Here is an 18562-nt window from a genome sequence, read left to right as displayed (position 1 = left end):
GGCGGTGATGTCGGCCGCATCCTCCCCGACCTTCACCCCTGCCGCGCCCACACCGGCCACGAGGTGAGCGCCATCGAGACAACTCTCAGCGTGTCGCCGCCACCATGCGCGACAGCGGAAACCGCGTCAGCCGGCCGCGCCGCCGAGGATCCCGAGCACCACCTCGGAGCTGTAGAACGGCTCGAGGCGCTCGCGAATCAGCTTGCCGAGCACGCCATTGCGCTTGGCGCCCTCGATCACCGCGGGACCGTAGCGCAGGATCTCGGTGGCGATGTCGTCACCGGAAAGGCCGAGCTCGGGCAGCATCGCCGCGAGGGTGTAGTCGCCGTACTTGGTGAAGAACACCTCGACGCACTCGTCGACGAGCAGCCCGAAGTACTCCTTCTCCCGGGTGGTGACGGCGATCTCGTAGCAGATCAGCACCAGCTCGTTGAGGTCCTTCTGGCTGAGGTACTCGCGAAGGCCGCTGACCGGCTCGTCGGCGTGCAGGTCCCAGAATTCCATGGCGGCCGAGTGCACCGGTGCGTCACGCAGCATTTCGCGGATGGCGTTGTTCGTGCGCTTGAGCGCGAACATGGCGCCCTTGCCTGCCAGGTCACCGACGAAGGTGCCGTCGGCGGCCTTCATGGCACGGTTGGCCGCGGACTGCCCGAACGACATCAGCGAGGAAACACCGGGGATCTTCTCGGCACGCTCCCGATTGGTCTGCATGAAGTCGTTGATCAGCTTGTCCACGAACTTGGAGGCGACGGTGGCGACCAGCGGGCTCTCGGTGAGCCGATCGAGGATGCGCTCCTGCGCCTGATGCATTCCGAAGATCTTCTCCAGCAGTGCCTCGACCGGTTCCCGATCCACGACCTGACCGAGGGTGTAGTCGTTATTGGTGGCGATGTGGTCGTAGATCGAATCGGAGAACACCCCGACCATATCGGCGAGGACAGGACTGCCGCCGATCAGATCGACGATTGTCGCCACCGTCTGCTTGGCATGGTCGAGCTCGACCACGTCACGGAAGATCAGGGTGTCGGCGACGGCGATGACCGCATCCACATCGCGGGCGATCACCTCCGCGAAACGCTCGCCGGTCACTTCGGCCAGCAGGAATTCCACCTGGGCATCCAGCAGTCGGTCGGCGATCTCTCGCGGCTCGCTCATCGAGTTCCACCCTCACACATTCGTTGTCCGGTTCGGCGCAGATTACGGCTCGGTTTTCTCGGTATCGTTGCCGTGCAACGACTTCCGTATCTGGTCCAGGCGCTCACGCGCGGCCTTCTCGCGCGCTTCCCACTGTTCGTCAGCGCTGCGGCCCGCCGGGGTCTGCCGGTCGAGTTCGCCCATCCCCTGCGCGGTACCGACGCGCTGCTCGACCTTATCGCGAACTGACTCGAAAGTAGGGACTCCACCGGTGGAATATCCGCCCAGCTCCGGTCCTGCCGGGATACCGGTCGGCGGTACCGGTACCGGAGGTACCGCAGAAATCCCTCCGACCTGCCCGGATACCTCGGACGTCGATTGGAACTCACGCTCGGGCGATGATTCAGTGGCAGGAGTCACATCGACATCGGCGATCGCATCACCGCCTCCCTGCGACACGCTCGCAGCCGCGTGCACCACGGCCAGCGTCGGGCGGCCCACCGTCGCGGCCAGCAGCACAGCCACCAACTCCTCATCCGACAACGCCGCCAACCGCTCGACAATCTCGCTGGTATCGCTCATATGGCCAGGTTACGCAGCGCAGGCGCGGCTATGCCCCACAGAACGCCGCCGTCATGGCCCCGACCGACTTCGGGTCTGCGTGCTCGGCCGTCACCACGAGTGATCCACAATTACGCCGACGTGATGCCCGCGTCACCGGCCCAGTCGCGAATCGTGCCCGCCCAGACCAACCCGCCCATCGTGATGAGGTCGTTGTGCCCGGCACCAGGCACGACCAGCAACCGCTTCGGTTCCGGCGCCGCGGCGTAGAGCCGTTCGGCATGGCGGAGCGGGAGGAGTTCGTCCTGGTCGCCGTGCATCAGCAGCAAAGGCGCACGCAGCGTCTTTATGCGGCGCAGACTCGGGTAGGCGTCCGGAACAAACGGCCGAGGCAGCAGCGGGTACACCGACCTGGCCGCATCGCGGATGCCGGTGAAGGTGGACATGAGAACCAGCCCGGCGGGCGGATGCGCGCTCGACAGCTCGAGCATTACCGCGCCGCCGAGCGACTTCCCCAGATACAGCACCCGATCGGCGTCGACACCGGGCTGTTCGAGTAGAACCCGCAGCGCCGCACGGGAATCGAGATAGGTCCCGTGCTCGGTCGGCCGCCCTGTGCTGTGCCCGAAGCCCCGATAGTCGAAGGCGAGCACATCGAAACCGGCCTCGGTGAGCAGAGCGAAAATCGGAATCCGATCACCGATATTGCCCGCGTTCCCGTGCGCGAACAGCACATGCCCGATGGACCTGCGGGCCGGAAGCCACCAGCCGTGCAGCGTCTCTCCGTCCCGGGTCGCAATCGACAGGTCGGTGTAGGCCATCCCGAGGATGGCCGGGGTCTGCGCGACCTCCCGCTGAGGCAGGTAGGTCAGCGCGTGCAGGATTGGGCTCGCCGGATGCCGCATGGAACTCTTCTTACTCGCTGCCCGTCCTTCGCCGTCGACGGGACCTGCCAATCGCCGACAGCTATGACTTCCGGCGCTTAGCATGGGCCGAAGCAGTTGCGCGTGCAGCATGAATTCAGGGGCTCCCCATGGCGAGTATGTGGTCCGACGTGGCCGACGACATCTTCGCGAGCGACCAGGCCGTTGCCTTCGGCTATGTCACGCCCGCACACGGAGTGGTGCTCACCCCGATGATCAACCTCGGGTTAGGGGACCGAGCGGCAGGCACGATGACATCGGTGAGCAGTTCGATCGCGATGTTCACGAAACTGACTCGCCTCCAACAGAATCCGAAGGTCGCGATCGCCTATCACACGCGCGCGCATTCACACAGCGATCGCCAGGAGTACGTGCTGGTCCAAGGCGAAGCGTCGCTTTCCCCCTTGCACGACCGCAATTGGCTTGTCACACATCAGGGTGCCTGGGAGCACTTCGCGGGGCCACGCGACGTCGGTCCGCTGTGGGAACTGTGGCTGCGTCGGTATCACTGGCGGATCGGGATCAACATCGCCGTCGAGCGCATCATGGTCTGGCCCGATCTGCAGTGCGGCGGCCCCCACACCACCTACGGCAATGCGCTACCGGGCGCACATCCCGCACCACAACGGCCGCCCGCCAAGGGAACTGGGCCGCGGGTGGATCACGAGCGCGCCGCACGCTTTGTGGCGGACCAGCCGAACCGCTTGTTGTCCTGGGTCGACAGCGAGGGCTTCCCGGTGATCGTCGCAGCCGAGGTTCGCGACACCGACGAGCACGGCATCGTCGTGACCAATCCGACCGGATGGGCACCGCAGGGCGGACGCAGGGCCGGTCTGCTCGCGCACTCTTTCACCAGGTACGCCTATGGTCGAACCCAGCGAAGATACACCGGCTGGATGGAAAACGACGGCGGGCGACTGGTTTACGCACCACACACCGTCGCGGGCTGCCACATCCCCGCATCCCGCTCCGCTTATCGCCTCGCCGCCGGATACGGCACCTGGCGTGGTTACCTGCGAGCTCGGCGAGCCGGATTCCCGCCGCTCCCAGCAACTACGAACATGCCGTAGCCGTCCGGATCACCTCAGCCGCGCAGGACCGCACCAACAGCACCTGCCGCGGCCTCGACCGCGGCGTCGCGTGCGGCGCTTGCCTCGTCCTCGGTCAGGGTGCGGTCGGAGGCGCGGAAGCGCAGCGCGTAGGTGAGGGACTTGCGGCCCTCGCCGGCTTGGGTGCCCTCGTAGACGTCGAACAGTGCGATGTCTTCGAGCAATTCTCCACCACCGACACGCAGTGCCGACTCCACCGATGCGGCGGCGACCGACTTCTCGACGCTCACCGACACGTCTTGCAGCACGGCCGGGAACGGGGAAACCACTGGCACCGGGCGAGATTCGCGCAGCGGCAATGCGTCGAGATCGAACTCGACGGCGCAGGTGCGCGGCGGCAGGCCCGCGCGTTCCAGCACGGCGGGGTGCAGTTCGCCCGCGTGGCCGACGACCTCGCCGTCGACGAGCAGTTCGGCGCAGCGGCCCGGATGCCACGGCAGGTGCGCGGTGGCGCGGCGTTCGATGATCACACCCGCCGCGTCGGCGGCGGCGTCGGCGAGTGCGAAGGCGTCGGCGGCCTCCGCCTGGCGACCGGGACCCCACGGCCCACGCGGGTCACGGCGGCCGGTCAGCACGGCGGCGACATGCACCGGCTGAGCGGGCAGCGAATCGATCAGTTGCGCGATCTGCTCATCGGTCGGGCGGCGATCGACAGGCAGCGGTGCGATCGGCTCGACGTTCGCACCGGTCAGCACCACCTGGGCGATGCCGTAGACCGCGAGATCACGTGCGCCGCGAGAGATGTTGCGCGCGGCCACTTCCAGCAGACCGGGCAGCAGCGTGGTCGCCAGCTCCGGGCGCTCCGCGTCGAGCGGGTTCAGCACCCGGGTGGTGGCGCGGCGCGGGTCGTCGGCATCCAGGCCCCAGGTGTCGAACACACCCGCAGCCAGGAACACCGGCGGCGGTACCTCCACACAACCGGCGAAGGCCAGCGCCCTGCTCACCGCGCGGCGGCGGCGCTGGGTCGCGGTGAAGCCGCGCCCTGCGGGTGCGGTCGGGATCACCGAGGGGATCTGCTCGAGGCCCTCCAGCCGCAGCACCTCCTCCACCAGGTCGGCGGGCTGGGCCAGGTCGGGCCGCCAGCTCGGCGGGGTAACGACCAGCTGACCGTGTCCGCTGTCGCTGACGCCGACATCCACCTTCGCACCGACCTGGGAGAGGCGGCGCGCCGACGTTCCCGTCGGGTAGGTGACCCCCGCGACCCGGTCGGCAAGGTCGATGTCCATCCGGATCGGGTCGGCGGCCTGCACCGGCACCCGGACATCGGTGAGCGCGGATTCGACAGTGCCACCGGCGATTTCGGCAAGCAGCGCGGCAGCGCGGTCGAGCGCGATGACATTGATCTCGGGATCGACAACTCGTTCGTAGCGCTTGCCCGCCTCCGAGGAGAGCTTGTGCCGCCGCGACGTGCGGTAGACAAGCAGCGGATTCCAGGTAGCGGCCTCCAGCACGATATCGGTCGACTCGGCGCCGACTTCCGTTGTCGCGCCGCCCATCACGCCCGCAAGGGAGATGACGCCCGAATCATCTGCGATCACCACGTCCTCGGCGTCGAGCACCCGCTCGGTCTCGTCGAGGGTGCGCAGCGTCTCGCCCGTGTTGGCGGCGCGCACCACAAGGCCACCGTTCAGCTTGGCCGCATCGAAGGCGTGCAGCGGCTGACCGAGTTCGAGCATGACGTAGTTGGTGACGTCGACGGCGGGCGAGATCGGGCGCAGCCCGGACAGCAGCAGCCTGCGCTGCAGCCACCACGGGCTCACCGCGTTCGGGTCGATGCCGGTGACCCTGCGGACCGCGAAACGGGTGCACTTCGAAGCCGGTTCGAGCCGAACCGGCCAGGCATCCGGCTCGGCGTCGGGCAGGGTCCGCACGGCAGGGTCCGCGTATTCGAGGTCGAATCCACACGCGAGTTCGCGAGCGAGGCCACGTACCGAGAAGCAGTAGCCGCGATCGGGAGTGATGTTCAGTTCGATAATGGTGTCGTCGAGGCCGAGCAGTTCGTTGGCGTCGGCGCCCGGCTCCGCGCTGCCGGGTTCGAGCACCAGAATGCCCGCGTGATCCTTGCCGATACCGAGTTCGGCGACCGAGCAGATCATGCCGTTGGAGACATGCCCATAGGTCTTACGCGAGGCGATGGCGAAGCCGCCGGGCAGCACCGCTCCGGGGAGCACCACGACGACCAGATCGCCAACGGCGAAGTTGCTTGCGCCGCAGACGATCTCCTGCAGATCAACGTTGCCCACATCGACCTTGCAGAACCGGATCGGCTTCTTGAACTCGGTCAGCTCGGTGATCTCGGCGACGCGCCCCACGACAAGGGGCTTGTCGATGTCACCGGTCACCCGCTCGAGCTTGTCGACCTCTTCGACCTCGAGCCCGACGCGGACGAACCCCGCGTCGAGCTCCTCCGGCGTCACCGACCACTCGGGTGTCGTCCGCCGGATGATTTCAGTCAGCCAGGACTGCGCTACTCGCACTTGACGTTTCGCTCTCTGCTCAGGACCGGATACCGAAGGGCAGCGTGAAACGCACGTCGCCCTCGACGATGTCGCGCATGTCCGGAATGCCGTTGCGGAATTGCAGCGTCCGCTCCATGCCCATACCGAACGCGAACCCGCTGTACACCTCGGGATCGATGCCGCTGGCGATCAGCACCTTCGGGTTCACCATGCCGCAGCCGCCCCACTCGACCCAGCCCGCGCCGCCCTTCTTGTCCGCGAACCAGACGTCGACCTCGGCCGACGGTTCGGTGAAGGGAAAGTAGTTGGGGCGCATACGAGTTCGAGTCTCGGGTCCGAACAGCGCGCGCGCGAAGGCGTCCAGCGTGCCGCGCAGGTGCGCCATGGTCAGGCCCTTGTCCACGGCCAGCCCCTCCACCTGGGAGAACACCGGAGTGTGCGTGGCGTCGAGTTCGTCGGTGCGGAACGTGCGGCCGGGGCACACCACATAGATCGGCAGCTCGCGCTCGAGCATCGAGCGCACCTGCACCGGGGAGGTATGCGTGCGCAGCACCTGCCGCGAGCCCTCCGGCGCGATATGGAAGGTGTCCTGCATGGTGCGCGCCGGGTGATCGGGAAGGAAGTTCAGCGCATCGAAGTTGAAATGCTCGGTCTCGACCTCGGGCCCCTCGGCAACCTCCCAGCCCATCGCGACGAACACGTCGGCGATCTGCTCGGAGATCACGGTGATCGGGTGCCGCGCACCGACCTGCTGCCTGTGTGCGGGCAGCGTGACGTCGATCGCCTCGGCGACGAGCACCGCGGCATCGCGCTGGGCGAGCAGCACGCCACGACGGGCCTCGAACGCCTCGGAGACCCGAGCCCGCGCGATATTGACCCGCTTGCCCGCGTCGGCCTTCTCGGCCTTCGGCAGGCTACCGAGCGCGCGCTGGGCAAGGGCCAGCGGCGCCTTACCACCCAGATGCTCGGTTTTCGCGACGGCGAGCGCATCGAGATCGGCGGCAGCGGCAAACGCCTTTTCGGCCGCCGCCGCTGCGGCGGCGAGTGCCTCCTCGGTCAGCGCTGTGCCTGGTTCGACTGCGTCGTTGTCCTCGGCCACGGTCGTTCGACTCTCCCCTGGGGATCGGTTCGCGGGTCCGCCTCATGGCTCACCCACATTGCTGCTGGTCAATCGTATTCGATGCGCAATGGCACATTCACCCGGATTACTGCTGCGGCGCGAGCGGGTGGTGTGCTAGCGGCCTACTCGCGTTCTGTCGGGTCACGCGCGGCGATTTCACGTCGACCGGATCAGCAGCATCGGCGCGCGCGGCCGCGACCTGTATATCAGCGATGACGTGCACAGGCCGACCAGGCGCGCACACGACTACGCCCCCGCACTCTGGTCATGGACCGAGAAGGGGGCGCAGCCATACGGCTCAGCGAGCTTGCGTGATTTTCGCGGGCAGCAGCCACACCACCAGCGCACCGACCGCGACGACGCCCGCGCCGACCCATACCGCGGGCACCATGCCGTCGACGAAACTCTGCGGGCTCAGATAGGAGCCGTGCGAGGCGAACACCGAGGCCAGCACCGCGACGCCCATCGCGACGCCCACCTCACGGATGGTGCTGTTGGTACCGGAGGCCATCGCACGATCCTCGGGTGTGGCGCTGGCCATCACGACTGTCGCGCCGGGAGCGAAGGTGAGGCCCATGCCGATGCCGCCGAGCAGGAACGGCCCGACGAACGATACGTAGCTCGCGTCGACCGTGGCGATCGCCGCCATCCAAGCCAGTGAGAGGGCAAGCGCCGCCTGTCCCGTCGCGAGCAGGGTGCGGGCGCCGACCTTATCGACGATCAAACCGGCCAGCGGTGCGACCACCATCGGTGCCAGCGTCCACGGCATGGTGCGAATGCCCGATTGCAGCGGACCGTAGCCCTGCACGACCTGGAAGTACTGCGCGACCAGGAAGACCGAACCGAATACGCCGGCCGAGAAGGTGAAGACGGTCGTGTTGCTGACCCGGAAGGCACGGGAGCGGAACAATCGCAGTGGCAGCATCGGGTCCGTCGTCTTCAACTCCCAGGCGATCAGACAGCCGAGCAGTATCGCGCCACCGAGCAGCGCGGACAGCACACCCGCCGAGGTCCAGCCGTCCTCGGCACCGTGCACGACGCCCCACACCACCGCGAGCACCCCGCCCGCCGACAGCACGAGCCCGAGCGGATCCAGCCGCCGCTTACCGCCATAGGACTCGTTCAGCACGCGCGCCGCGAAGGGCAACACCAGCACACCGATGGGCACATTGATCCAGAAGATCCACTGCCAGCTCAGGCCTTCCACCACCGCACCGCCGACGAGCGGTCCGAGCGCGACACCGAGACCGGTGATGCCGCCCCAGATGCCGATCGCGGCGCTGCGCATCTTCTCGGATACCGCGGAGGACAGCAGTGTCAGCGACAGCGGCATCACCGCGGCGGCGCCGAACCCTTGAATTGCCCGCGCGGCGATCAACATCCACGGATCGGCGGCCAGCGCACAGGCCGCGGACGCGACGGTGAACAGCGCGATACCGGCAAGGAACATGCGGCGACGGCCGAGCCGGTCGCCGAGGACGGTCGCGGTGAGCAGCAGCGAGGCGAAGGCGAGGGTGTAGGCGTTGACGAACCATTGCAGGTCGCTCAGGGAGGCGCCGAGTTCGGTGCGAATGACCGGCAGCGCGTTGGTCACCACAAGGTTATCCAAAACGACCATGAACATCGGGATGCCGACGGCGGCCAAAACGGCGACCAAGGGACGGCCGCGGCTGCGACTCTCCTGTGTCGTGACGGATGCCGACGGGTCGGCGGCTTCGAGAATCTCGCTCATATCCAGCCCTTGTTGTTATTGACTGATAACTAACGCATCGGAGCGTATGCATCGACTGATAACATGTCAACAGCAGCCGATCGACCAGCGGAGTGGAGCACGATGAGGAGTTCGACCCGAACCCGAATGACCGCCACCGAACGCAGCGAAGAGGTACTGCGGGCCGCCGTCTCGGCCTTCGCCGAATCCGGTTACGCGGCAACGAAAACCGATGAGATCGCCCGCCGAGCAGGTGTCTCCCAGCCCTACGTGATCCGCCTATTCGGTACAAAACAGCAACTGTTCCTCGCCGCCGTGCACCGGGTCTGCGACCGAATCGAGGAAACCTTCCGTGCGGCCGACGCGGAACGCACCGATCGGAACGCATCCGCCAAGGAGGCCTTGCATCAACTCGGCCGCGGCTACAACGTCTTCCTGACCGAAAGCGAACTGCCGGAGTTATTACTGCACGGCATCGCGGCAAGCGCCGACCCTGCGATCGGCAACGAGGTCCGCGCACGTTTCGGTCAGATCTGCTGCCTGGTTCGCGAATTGACCGGCGCGTCGCTGACCGAATCGCGCCGCTTCATCGCCACCGGCATGCTGCTGACCGTGATGAGCGCTATGCAGGTCGCAGGACCCGACGCCATCCCGTCCGAATGGGCCGAGGAAATCCTCGAAAACCTCTCCGCCGAAGGCGGCTGAACCACTTCGACACGGCACCCACGGTTGAACGAGCGCGGCAAGCGTCGGAAGAAGAGCGTCGCCGCGGCAACGAGATTCAGGCGCTACTTCGCGTGCTGTACACGCGCACTCGCGTACAGACAGATGGCCGCGGCGGCAGCCAGGTTCAGGCTCTCCGCACGTCCGTGGATGGGGATGCGCACCCGATGATCGGCTCGAGCCGCGACTGCCGGGGCGAGGCCGTGCGCCTCGTTGCCGAACAGCCAGGCGACCGGACCGGCGAGCAGCGTGTCGGCCTCGTCCAGGTCGATCTCGCCGTCGGCGGCGGTCGCCAGAATGGTGATGCCCACTGCCGCAATCGAATCCAGCGTTTCGCTGATGTCGCGGTGCCTGGCGACGGGTACATGGAACAGGCTGCCCGCACTTGCGCGCACGCATTTGCCGTTATGCGGGTCGACGGTCTCCCCCGCAAGCACCACGCCATCGGCGCCGACGGCGTCGGCGACCCGGATCAGCGTGCCCGCGTTGCCGGGTTCGGCGATCTCGACCGGCACGGCCAGCATCCGAGGACTCGCCGCGAGCACCTCGGTAAGCGGTACATCGATCAGCTCACACACCGCGACAAGTCCTGGCGCCGTGACGGTTTCACCGAGCAGCTGCGCGGCCCTGTCACTCACCAACGTGGTCCGCACGCCACTGCCCGCCGCACCGGCGACCAGTTCGTGCTCCCGCGTCGCGGCGCTTGCCGAATAGAACAGCTCCCGCACACGGCCGGTTTCCAGCGCGGCGGCCACCGAATTGGCGCCCTCGGCGAGGAACTGACCGGTCTTGCGACGGTTCGCGGCACGATGGAGCTTGACAGCGGAAACGACCCGCGGATTGCGCTCGGAGAGCGCGTCCACGGGTCGTTCCGAAAGCTCTGTCACTGAACCCTGGCTCAGGCAGCCGGGGCGTTGACGTCCTGCGGGAGGGCGGCCTTGGCGAGCGCGACCAGGCCGGCGAACGCCTCGGCGTCGGAGACGGCAAGCTCAGCGAGGATCTTGCGGTCCACCTCGATACCGGCAGCCTTCAGGCCCTGGATGAAGCGGTTGTAGGTGATGTCGTTGATGCGCGCCGCAGCGTTGATGCGGGCGATCCACAGCTTGCGGAAGTCACCCTTGCGCGCCCGGCGGTCCCGGTATGCGTAGGTGAGCGAGTGCAGCTGCTGTTCCTTGGCCTTGCGGTACAGGCGCGAACGCTGCCCGCGGTAGCCCTTGGAGGCCTCGAGGATGGAACGCCGCTTCTTCTGAGCGTTGACGGCCCTTTTGACGCGTGCCATGGGTCAGTCCTTTGTCGATCTAGGGGGCGTCTGCGTGCGCCCGGGGGTTGGTCGGTGGTCGGCGTCCGGAAATCCGGTCGCGGATGCTGCTGGTCTCAGAGACCGAGCAGCCGCTTGACGCGGGGGACGTCAACGGACGCGACGGACTCCGTGCCGTCCAGACGACGAGTCCGACGAGAGGACTTGTGCTCGAGCAGGTGGCGACGATTGGCCTGCTGGCGCAGCAGCTTGCCGCGACCGGTCACCTTGAACCGCTTCGACGCGCCGCTGTGGCTCTTCATCTTCGGCATGGATTCCTCTATCTGTGTCGTACCGGCGGTCCTGTTCGGACCGCCGGTGCTGATCGTTGTTACTGCGGCTCGGCCGGCTCGGCCGGTGCCGCGGGGGCCGCCGCTGCGGGGGCGGCTTGTGTGTCCGCTGCTTGCGTATCCGCGACAGGCGCGGCGGGGCGGGGAGCGGGCTGCGAACGGGCCGCCGAGTCCTCCTGCGCCTTGACACGCGTCTTCGCGCCCTTGTGAGGAGCGAGGACCATGGTCATATTGCGACCGTCCTGCTTAGCGGAAGTCTCGACGAAACCGAGCTCGGCGACGTCGGAGCCCAGCCGCTGCAGCAGTCGGAAGCCCAGTTCAGGGCGTGACTGCTCACGGCCACGGAACATGATCGTCACCTTGACCTTCGACCCGGCCTCGAGGAAGCGAACAACGTTGCGCTTCTTGGTCTCGTAGTCGTGGTCGTCGATCTTCGGGCGGAGCTTCTGCTCCTTGATGACGGTCTGCACCTGGTTCTTCCGAGACTCGCGCGCTTTCTGCGCCGTCTCGTACTTGAACTTGCCGTAGTCCATGATCTTGCAGACCGGTGGACGAGCGTCCGGGGCCACCTCGACCAGATCAAGATCGGCCTCGAGGGCGACGCGAAGTGCATCTTCAACACGCACGATCCCAACCTGTTCACCGCCGGGTCCGATGAGTCGAACCTCGGGAACACGGATGCGATCGTTGATGCGGGTCTCAGTGCTGATGGGGCCTCCTAGGTCAAGCGATATCGTCAGACAACCGCGTGCAATAAGTGCAACCCATACTTCAACACAAAAGCCCCGGTGCGATATTTCTTCGCAACGGGGCCCGAGTCGACCGGCCGCCGACGTCGCGCACCAATGGTGCTCGCGTCGACCCTGTGCTCATTGGCGTTTCCGCGGCGAATCACTCTCCACGCAAACATCCCTGCACAAGAAACCCGCCCCGGAGGGGCGGGTGACCGGACCGTTTAACCAGTACGATTACTCGTCGGCAACGGTGGGAGTCGGGCTCCACTTATCAGCCCCTGGCAAGCCGGGGGCAGTCGTCGGGAAGAAGTCTAACATTCCGGCTCGCTATTGCCGAATCGCGCCGACAACCGCGTACCAGCACGAGACCCCCCACCTGGCCCCGCCGGGCTCCGAGCGGCCTCGCTAGCCTGGTCCCATGACTGAACAGCCCGACACCACCGTTCGCGAACTGGCCGATATCCCGGCGGTAGAGGTGATCAGCCGCGCCGCGATGATGCTGATGAGCGCGGCGGCGGAGAAGCTCGGGCTCGGCGAGCCGGACCCGGACACCAGCCCACATCGCGACCTCGACGAGGCCCGCCGCCTGATCACCGCCCTCGCGGGCCTGGTCACCTCGTCCGTCGAATACTTCGGGCCACACGCAGGCCCCTACCGCGATGGCTTGCAGTCTCTGCAACGCGCCTTCCGCGAGTCCTCGGCCCACCCCGACGAGCCGGGCAAGGGACCTGGCGAGAAATACACCGGCCCGGTCCACTGACCAGGGCTCGAACGGCAGCCGAACACTTCCACCCATTTGCGATAATTATGCCCGGCGAGAAATATTGCCCGCCGGGCATTTTTTTCATACACTTGGGGCATGTCGGACGAACAGCCACCCCTCGGTCTGCGGGAACGCAAGAAGCTCGATACTCGTCAGGCATTGAGCGATGCCGCACTCGAGCTGGCCTTCGCGCGCGGTCTCGGCAATATCACCCGCGACGATATCGCCGCCCGGGCGGGCGTGTCGGTGCGGACCTTCAACAACTACTTCACCGGCAAACACGAAGCACTGGCCTACCGGCAGATCGAGCGGGTTCGCCGCAGCCTCATCGTATTTCGCGGCAGACCCGTGGACGAGCCGCTCTGGGAGGCCATCGCGGCGGCCATCGTCGAACCGCTGGAGGCCGACGGCGCCGGACAGTACCTGCCGAGCCCCGAGCAACTCGCGGTGGTCCGCGAACTCCTGGACGCCCCGGAAACGCGAATCGCGGTGTCCAAGGGCGTCTTCGACGACTGGATCGAGGCGATCGCCGAGCGCACCGGCACCGATGCCGACCATGATCTGTATCCACGCCTGGTGGCCGGGGTGCTCGGCGCCATCTATCAATCGGTGACCGAGACCTACACCCGCGCGGATCCGCCCGTCCTGATCACCACCCTGCTCCGGCGCGCTGTCGATGAAGTGGCCGCCGGGCTACCGGAACCGTCGGCCACCTGACAACTCTCTGATCACACCCGTGCAAGAAGGGTCTATTCGTCATGCCTGAAAACTCTGTAGTCATATCCGGTGCCGGCCCGAACGGCCTGATGCTCGCCTGTGAACTCGCGCTGGCGGGAGTGCGTGCGATCGTGCTCGACAAACTCACCGAACCCAGCGCGGAGCCGAAAGCGAACGGCCTGGTGGGCCAGGTAATTCGGCTGCTCGATATGCGCGGGCTGTATCACCGATTCGGTGGCGCTCCCGGCGCGCCATGGACCATGAACGGCTACGCGTTCAGTGGAATTCCGATGTCTTTCGCTGAGCTGCAAGACAATCCGATGCATGTGCTGTTGCTGCCCCAACCGAAACTGGTGCGGCTGTTGGAGAAACACACGCTCGAACTTGGCGCGGAGATCCGCTGGGGTCATGAACTCACCGATCTGGTCCAGCGGCCGGACGGCATCACGGTGACAGTGGCGGGCCCGGACGGCAGCTACGACATCGATACGACGTATCTGGTGGGTGCGGACGGCGGCAAAAGCGCTGTCCGTAAGCTCGCCGGAATCGGCTTTCCCGGCAGCACATTCGAACGAACCATTACCCGGATGGCGCATGTGAGTCTTCCTGCGGAAGTGCGCGCCGCCGACGGCAGCATCGACATTCCCGGCTTCGGACGACTGCCGATGGGGCACAACCGATTGGCGCACGGCGGATTCGTCTTCGCCGAACTCGAGCCCGGCAGACCCCTCATCGCGACAATGGAATTCGACGCCGAACCGGTGTCCGACGAAGTCCCGATGACACTGGCGGAACTGCGGGCGAGCCTTCAGCGTGTACTCGGTGTCGACGTACCGATCCAGGAGCCGCCCGGCCCCGGTCCGCATGCGCTGCGCCGGACCGTCGGCCAGAACACCCGTCAGGCCGACCGCTACCGCGAGGGAAATGTGTTCCTCGTCGGCGATGCCGCACATGTGCACTCCGCGATGGGCGGGCCGGGGCTCAATCTCGGCCTACAGGATGTGGCCAATCTCGGTTGGAAGCTCGCCGCACAGGTGAACGGCTGGGCGCCAACAGGTTTGCTCGATACCTACGAAGCCGAACGCTATCCGGTCGGCGTACGCGTCATGATGCATTCGCTGACCCAGATCGCGCTGATGGCGCCGGGACCGGAGGTAACCGCGATGCGCGATCTCTTCACCGAACTACTCCGAATCCCCGCCAATGCGGCGCACATCGCGAACCTGCTCGCCGGATCCGACGTCCGCTACGACACCGGCGACCACCATCCCCTCGCCGGACTGCTGGTCCCCGAACTGGTCGTCGACACACCGCAAGGCAGCAGGCGAGTCGCCGAGCTGATGCACAAGGCACGGCCGGTGCTGCTCGATCTGTCCGGCGGCACCGACTTCGCGCACGCCGCGCGCGAATGGGACGACCGGATCGAGGTCATCGCCGCGACCAGCCCCGACGCGCCCGCTACCGCACTGTTGATCCGGCCGGACGGCTACATCGCGTGGGTCGCAGGCGATTCCGGGCACGCCGAGGAGAACCGCCTGCGCGGCGTATTGTCCCGCTGGTTCGGTGCCCCTCGAGCTTCGTGACACGCGGACCGGCGCGGCGAGCCGTCGCGTCAGCGCCGGGTTGAGGTAGGCCGCCGCATCGGATATCCACGGGTGGTTGTCGCCGGATTCATCGGCAGCGCGGTTGCGTCCGCCGCCGACGTTCTACCGTATCGACCGGGCGATAAGTAGCCGCGGGACATAGCCGGCGGCGACGGCCCGCTCCAGATGTGCTGGAGCAGACCGTTGCCGGATCCGCGCTGGCTCGACGGGCGTCGACGAGAGGCGACCTACCGCAATGCGGCAGCCTTGCGTGAAGCGCGTTTGGCGGCGGCACTCGGGGCCGCGATCTTGGTCGACGCGGTTGTTGTCGCGGCGGCCTTGGCTGCAGCGGCCTTGCTCGGCGCTGTTTTTGCCGCGGCCTTGGTCGCGGTTTTCTTCGCCGCCTTCTTTGCCGGAGCCTTCGGCGCTGATGCTTCCTGCAGCACGTGCTGCAGGAACTGCCCGGTATAGCTGTCCGCAACGGCGACAATATCTTCCGGAGTACCTTCCGCGACAACGGTGCCGCCGCCGGAACCACCCTCCGGACCCATGTCGACCACCCAGTCGGAGGTCTTGATGACGTCGAGGTTGTGTTCGATGACGATGACGGTGTTGCCCTTGTCGACAAGGCCGTTGATGACGAGCAGCAGCTTGCGGATGTCTTCGAAGTGCAGGCCGGTGGTCGGCTCGTCGAGGATGTAGACGGTACGGCCGGTCGAACGCTTCTGTAGTTCGGCGGCCAGCTTCACGCGCTGTGCCTCACCACCGGACAGGGTCGGCGCGGACTGGCCGAGACGCACGTAGCCGAGGCCGACGTCGACCAGGGTCTTGAGGTAGCGGTGGATCGAGGTGATCGGCTCGAAGAATTCGGCGCCCTCCTCGATGGACATGTCCAGCACTTCGGCAATGGTCTTGCCCTTGTAGTGCACCTCGAGGGTTTCCCGGTTGTACCGAGCCCCGTGGCACACCTCGCACGGCACATACACATCCGGCAGGAAGTTCATCTCGATCTTCAGCGTGCCGTCGCCGGAGCACGCCTCGCAGCGACCGCCCTTGACGTTGAAGGAGAATCGGCCCGGCTGGTAGCCGCGCACCTTCGCCTCGGTTGTGGCCGCGAACAACGTTCTGATCTTGTCGAACACACCGGTGTAGGTGGCCGGGTTCGAGCGCGGGGTGCGACCGATCGGCGACTGGTCCACTTGGACCAGCTTGTCGAGCTCATCGAGACCGTTGATCCTGGTGTGCCTGCCGGGCACCTGCCGCGCACCGTTGAGCTTGTTCGCGAGCACGGTCGCCAGGATGTCGTTGACCAGGGTGGACTTGCCGGAACCCGACACCCCCGTCACGGCGGTGAGCACACCGAGCGGGAAGCTGACGTCGATCCCACGCAGGTTGTGCTCGTTCGCGCCGACCACGGTGAGCTGACGCTTCTTGCTGATCGGGCGCCGAACCATCGGCACCTCGATCCGCTCCCGGCCCGCGAGGTAGGCGCCGGTCAACGACTTCGGCTCGGTGAGCAGTTCCTGGTACGGGCCGCTGTGCACCACCTCGCCGCCGTGTTCGCCGGCGAGCGGACCGATATCGACCACCCAGTCCGAGGCGCGGATGGTGTCCTCGTCGTGTTCGACCACGATCAGCGTGTTGCCGAGATTGCGCAGCCGCGTGAGGGTTTCGATGAGACGGCGATTGTCGCGCTGGTGCAGCCCGATCGAGGGCTCGTCGAGCACGTAGAGCACGCCGACCAAGCCGGAACCGATCTGGGTCGCCAATCGAATCCGCTGCGCCTCACCGCCGGACAGCGTCGCCGCCGCTCGCGACAGCGATAGATATTGCAGCCCGACATCGAGTAGGAAGCCGAGCCGTGCCTGCACCTCCTTGAGCACCTGCCCGGCGATGGCGGTCTCCCGCTCACCGAGGGTGAGCGAATTCAGGAAGGCCGCGCAGTCGGCGATGGACAACTCGCTGACGTCCGCGATGGACTTCCGCTCGCCGCCGGAGGCGATGGTGACCGCGAGGATCTCCGGGCGCAGCCTGGCGCCGTTGCAGACCGGGCACGGCACATCGCGCATGTACCCGTCGTAGTGCTCCTTCATCTGCTCGGACTCGGTGTTCTCCATGCGCCGCTGCAGGAACGGCATCACGCCCTCGAAATCGGCGTAGTACGAACGCTTCCTGCCATAGCGGTTGGTATAGGAGACGTGCACCTGATCCGAGCTGCCCTCCAGCACCGCCTTGCGAGCCTTGAGCGGCAGATCCTGCCACGGTGTGTCCATCGAGAAGCCGACGGATTCGGCGAGGCCCGACAGCAGTCGGTTGAAGTATTCGGCGGTCTGCCCACGCGACCACGGCGCGATGGCGCCATCGGCCAAGCTCAGCTCCGAGTCGGGCACCACCAGTTCCGGATCGACCTCCTTACGGATACCGAGGCCGGTGCAGTCCGGGCACGCGCCGTAGGGCGAGTTGAACGAGAAGGACCGCGGCTCCAGGTCCTCGATATCGAGCGGATGCCCATTGGGGCAGGCCAGACGCTCGGAGAAACGGCGCTCACGGTCGTGCGCGTGCTCGTCGCGATCGACGAAGTCGAGTACGACGATGCCGTCGGCCAGGCGCAGCGCCGTCTCGATCGAATCGGTGAGCCGCTGCTTGGAATTCGACTTGACGGAGAGCCTGTCGACCACGACCTCGACGTCGTGCTTCTCCTGCTTCTTCAGCTTCGGTGGATCGCTCAGCGGATAGACGACGCCGTCGACCCTGACCCTGGCATAGCCCTGGGTGTTCAACTGGTCGAACAGGTCGACGAATTCACCCTTGCGGGTACGCACCACCGGCGCGAGCACCTGGAACTTGATGCCCTCCTCCATGGCGAGCACCTGGTCGACGATCTGCTGCGGCGACTGCTTTTCGATGAGCTCACCGCACACCGGGCAGTGCGGTGTGCCCGCACGCGCGTAGAGCAGGCGCAGGTAGTCGTAGACCTCGGTGATGGTGCCGACGGTCGAGCGCGGGTTGCGGTTGGTCGACTTCTGGTCGATGGATACCGCGGGCGAGAGGCCCTCGATGAAGTCGACGTCCGGCTTGTCCATCTGTCCGAGGAACTGGCGGGCGTAGGCGGACAGCGACTCGACATACCTGCGCTGGCCCTCGGCGAAGATCGTGTCGAAGGCGAGGCTCGATTTGCCCGAACCGGACAGTCCGGTGAACACGATGAGACTGTCGCGGGGCAGATCGAGGTCGACCCCTTTCAGGTTGTGCTCCCGAGCTCCGCGCACAGTGAGGCGTTCCGCCACCAGGTGTCCCTTCTCGATCGTGTCGGTGTAACAAAGCGCTGTCTAGACGTCCGGATATGCCCCCGTCGCCATGCTAGGCCGACCCACCGACAAGTTTCTTCGCGCGCCTTTTCCCACCTCGCGGCCATCGTGTCCAACAGCATGGCTCAGC

General features: G+C 66.4%; 16 protein-coding genes. 5 read left to right on the top strand and 11 right to left on the bottom strand.

Features of this window, described 5'->3' with window-relative positions:
• Positions 1 to 126: 126 nt before the first annotated feature.
• The 3 genes from ACLMAJ_RS11660 to ACLMAJ_RS11650 form a co-directional block, all read right to left on the bottom strand.
• Positions 127 to 1155, bottom strand: coding sequence for a hypothetical protein (locus tag ACLMAJ_RS11660; RefSeq protein WP_412013604.1), 1029 nt, complete (start codon positions 1153 to 1155; stop codon positions 127 to 129).
• A gap of 42 nt (positions 1156 to 1197) precedes the next feature.
• Positions 1198 to 1716, bottom strand: coding sequence for a hypothetical protein (locus ACLMAJ_RS11655; protein ID WP_412013603.1), 519 nt, complete (start codon positions 1714 to 1716; stop codon positions 1198 to 1200).
• Positions 1717 to 1826: 110 nt separating this feature from the next.
• A complete protein-coding gene (locus tag ACLMAJ_RS11650; RefSeq protein ID WP_412013602.1) occupies positions 1827 to 2600 on the bottom strand; it encodes an alpha/beta hydrolase in 774 nt (257 codons plus the stop codon).
• Positions 2601 to 2728: 128 nt separating this feature from the next.
• Here ACLMAJ_RS11650 and ACLMAJ_RS11645 point away from each other — a divergent pair, with 128 nt between their 5' ends.
• Positions 2729 to 3688: a hypothetical protein gene (locus tag ACLMAJ_RS11645; protein WP_412013601.1), complete on the top strand. Its 960-nt coding sequence runs from the start codon at positions 2729 to 2731 to the stop codon at positions 3686 to 3688.
• Between the two features lie 14 nt (positions 3689 to 3702).
• On the opposite strand, the gene pheT is transcribed toward ACLMAJ_RS11645, so the two are convergent.
• From pheT to ACLMAJ_RS11630, 3 genes are all read right to left on the bottom strand, one after another.
• A complete protein-coding gene (pheT, locus tag ACLMAJ_RS11640) occupies positions 3703 to 6204 on the bottom strand; it encodes a phenylalanine--tRNA ligase subunit beta (protein ID WP_412013600.1) in 2502 nt (833 codons plus the stop codon).
• Between the two features lie 19 nt (positions 6205 to 6223).
• A complete protein-coding gene (gene pheS, locus ACLMAJ_RS11635) occupies positions 6224 to 7285 on the bottom strand; it encodes a phenylalanine--tRNA ligase subunit alpha (RefSeq protein WP_412013599.1) in 1062 nt (353 codons plus the stop codon).
• 319 nt (positions 7286 to 7604) lie between these two features.
• On the bottom strand, positions 7605 to 9038 hold the full coding sequence (locus tag ACLMAJ_RS11630; protein ID WP_412013598.1) for an MFS transporter: 1434 nt from the start codon (positions 9036 to 9038) through the stop codon (positions 7605 to 7607).
• A 102-nt stretch (positions 9039 to 9140) separates the two neighbouring features.
• Between ACLMAJ_RS11630 and ACLMAJ_RS11625 the strand changes: the two genes are divergently transcribed.
• Positions 9141 to 9722, top strand: coding sequence for a TetR/AcrR family transcriptional regulator (locus ACLMAJ_RS11625; protein ID WP_412013597.1), 582 nt, complete (start codon positions 9141 to 9143; stop codon positions 9720 to 9722).
• Positions 9723 to 9805: 83 nt separating this feature from the next.
• On the opposite strand, the gene ACLMAJ_RS11620 is transcribed toward ACLMAJ_RS11625, so the two are convergent.
• From ACLMAJ_RS11620 to infC, 4 genes are all read right to left on the bottom strand, one after another.
• Complete coding sequence (locus ACLMAJ_RS11620; RefSeq protein ID WP_412013686.1) at positions 9806 to 10603, bottom strand: TrmH family RNA methyltransferase; 798 nt, start codon at positions 10601 to 10603, stop codon at positions 9806 to 9808.
• A 35-nt stretch (positions 10604 to 10638) separates the two neighbouring features.
• Positions 10639 to 11019 carry a 50S ribosomal protein L20 gene (gene rplT, locus ACLMAJ_RS11615; RefSeq protein WP_412013596.1) on the bottom strand — a complete coding sequence of 127 codons (381 nt, stop codon included), beginning with the start codon at positions 11017 to 11019 and terminating at the stop codon, positions 10639 to 10641.
• A gap of 95 nt (positions 11020 to 11114) precedes the next feature.
• A complete protein-coding gene (gene rpmI, locus ACLMAJ_RS11610) occupies positions 11115 to 11309 on the bottom strand; it encodes a 50S ribosomal protein L35 (protein ID WP_412013595.1) in 195 nt (64 codons plus the stop codon).
• Between the two features lie 59 nt (positions 11310 to 11368).
• Complete coding sequence (gene infC, locus ACLMAJ_RS11605; RefSeq protein WP_412013685.1) at positions 11369 to 12082, bottom strand: translation initiation factor IF-3; 714 nt, start codon at positions 12080 to 12082, stop codon at positions 11369 to 11371.
• 397 nt (positions 12083 to 12479) lie between these two features.
• Here infC and ACLMAJ_RS11600 point away from each other — a divergent pair, with 397 nt between their 5' ends.
• The 3 genes from ACLMAJ_RS11600 to ACLMAJ_RS11590 all read left to right on the top strand — a co-directional run bounded on the left by ACLMAJ_RS11600 (position 12480) and on the right by ACLMAJ_RS11590 (position 15124).
• Positions 12480 to 12821 carry a DUF1844 domain-containing protein gene (locus tag ACLMAJ_RS11600; RefSeq protein WP_412013594.1) on the top strand — a complete coding sequence of 114 codons (342 nt, stop codon included), beginning with the start codon at positions 12480 to 12482 and terminating at the stop codon, positions 12819 to 12821.
• Between the two features lie 99 nt (positions 12822 to 12920).
• Positions 12921 to 13541 (top strand): acyl-CoA-like ligand-binding transcription factor, encoded by a 621-nt coding sequence (locus tag ACLMAJ_RS11595; protein WP_412013593.1) that lies wholly within the window; start codon positions 12921 to 12923, stop codon positions 13539 to 13541.
• Between the two features lie 41 nt (positions 13542 to 13582).
• Complete coding sequence (locus ACLMAJ_RS11590) at positions 13583 to 15124, top strand: FAD-dependent monooxygenase (protein ID WP_412013592.1); 1542 nt, start codon at positions 13583 to 13585, stop codon at positions 15122 to 15124.
• Positions 15125 to 15372: 248 nt separating this feature from the next.
• Here the strand turns inward: ACLMAJ_RS11590 and uvrA are convergent, their stop codons facing one another.
• Complete coding sequence (gene uvrA, locus ACLMAJ_RS11585) at positions 15373 to 18411, bottom strand: excinuclease ABC subunit UvrA (RefSeq protein ID WP_412013591.1); 3039 nt, start codon at positions 18409 to 18411, stop codon at positions 15373 to 15375.
• Positions 18412 to 18562: the final 151 nt, after the last annotated feature.

This window comes from Nocardia arseniciresistens (genome assembly GCF_046764875.1).
In the GTDB taxonomy this organism is placed as follows: Bacteria; Actinomycetota; Actinomycetes; order Mycobacteriales; family Mycobacteriaceae; genus Nocardia; species Nocardia arseniciresistens.
The sequence above is the reverse complement of the archived record's forward strand: the minus strand, read 5'-3'. Positions and strand labels throughout refer to the sequence as shown.

Bases quoted from the DNA above. Each gene is read 5' to 3' on its own strand.
- ACLMAJ_RS11660 (WP_412013604.1), bottom strand. From the start codon at position 1,155: ATGAGCGAGCCGCGAGAGATCGCCGACCGACTGCTGGATGCCCAGGTG.
- ACLMAJ_RS11655 (WP_412013603.1), bottom strand. From the start codon at position 1,716: ATGAGCGATACCAGCGAGATTGTCGAGCGGTTGGCGGCGTTGTCGGAT.
- ACLMAJ_RS11650 (WP_412013602.1), bottom strand. From the start codon at position 2,600: ATGCGGCATCCGGCGAGCCCAATCCTGCACGCGCTGACCTACCTGCCT.
- ACLMAJ_RS11645 (WP_412013601.1), top strand. From the start codon at position 2,729: ATGGCGAGTATGTGGTCCGACGTGGCCGACGACATCTTCGCGAGCGAC.
- ACLMAJ_RS11630 (WP_412013598.1), bottom strand. From the start codon at position 9,038: ATGAGCGAGATTCTCGAAGCCGCCGACCCGTCGGCATCCGTCACGACA.
- ACLMAJ_RS11625 (WP_412013597.1), top strand. From the start codon at position 9,141: ATGAGGAGTTCGACCCGAACCCGAATGACCGCCACCGAACGCAGCGAA.
- rplT (WP_412013596.1), bottom strand. From the start codon at position 11,019: ATGGCACGCGTCAAAAGGGCCGTCAACGCTCAGAAGAAGCGGCGTTCC.
- rpmI (WP_412013595.1), bottom strand. From the start codon at position 11,309: ATGCCGAAGATGAAGAGCCACAGCGGCGCGTCGAAGCGGTTCAAGGTG.
- ACLMAJ_RS11600 (WP_412013594.1), top strand. From the start codon at position 12,480: ATGACTGAACAGCCCGACACCACCGTTCGCGAACTGGCCGATATCCCG.
- ACLMAJ_RS11595 (WP_412013593.1), top strand. From the start codon at position 12,921: ATGTCGGACGAACAGCCACCCCTCGGTCTGCGGGAACGCAAGAAGCTC.
- ACLMAJ_RS11590 (WP_412013592.1), top strand. From the start codon at position 13,583: ATGCCTGAAAACTCTGTAGTCATATCCGGTGCCGGCCCGAACGGCCTG.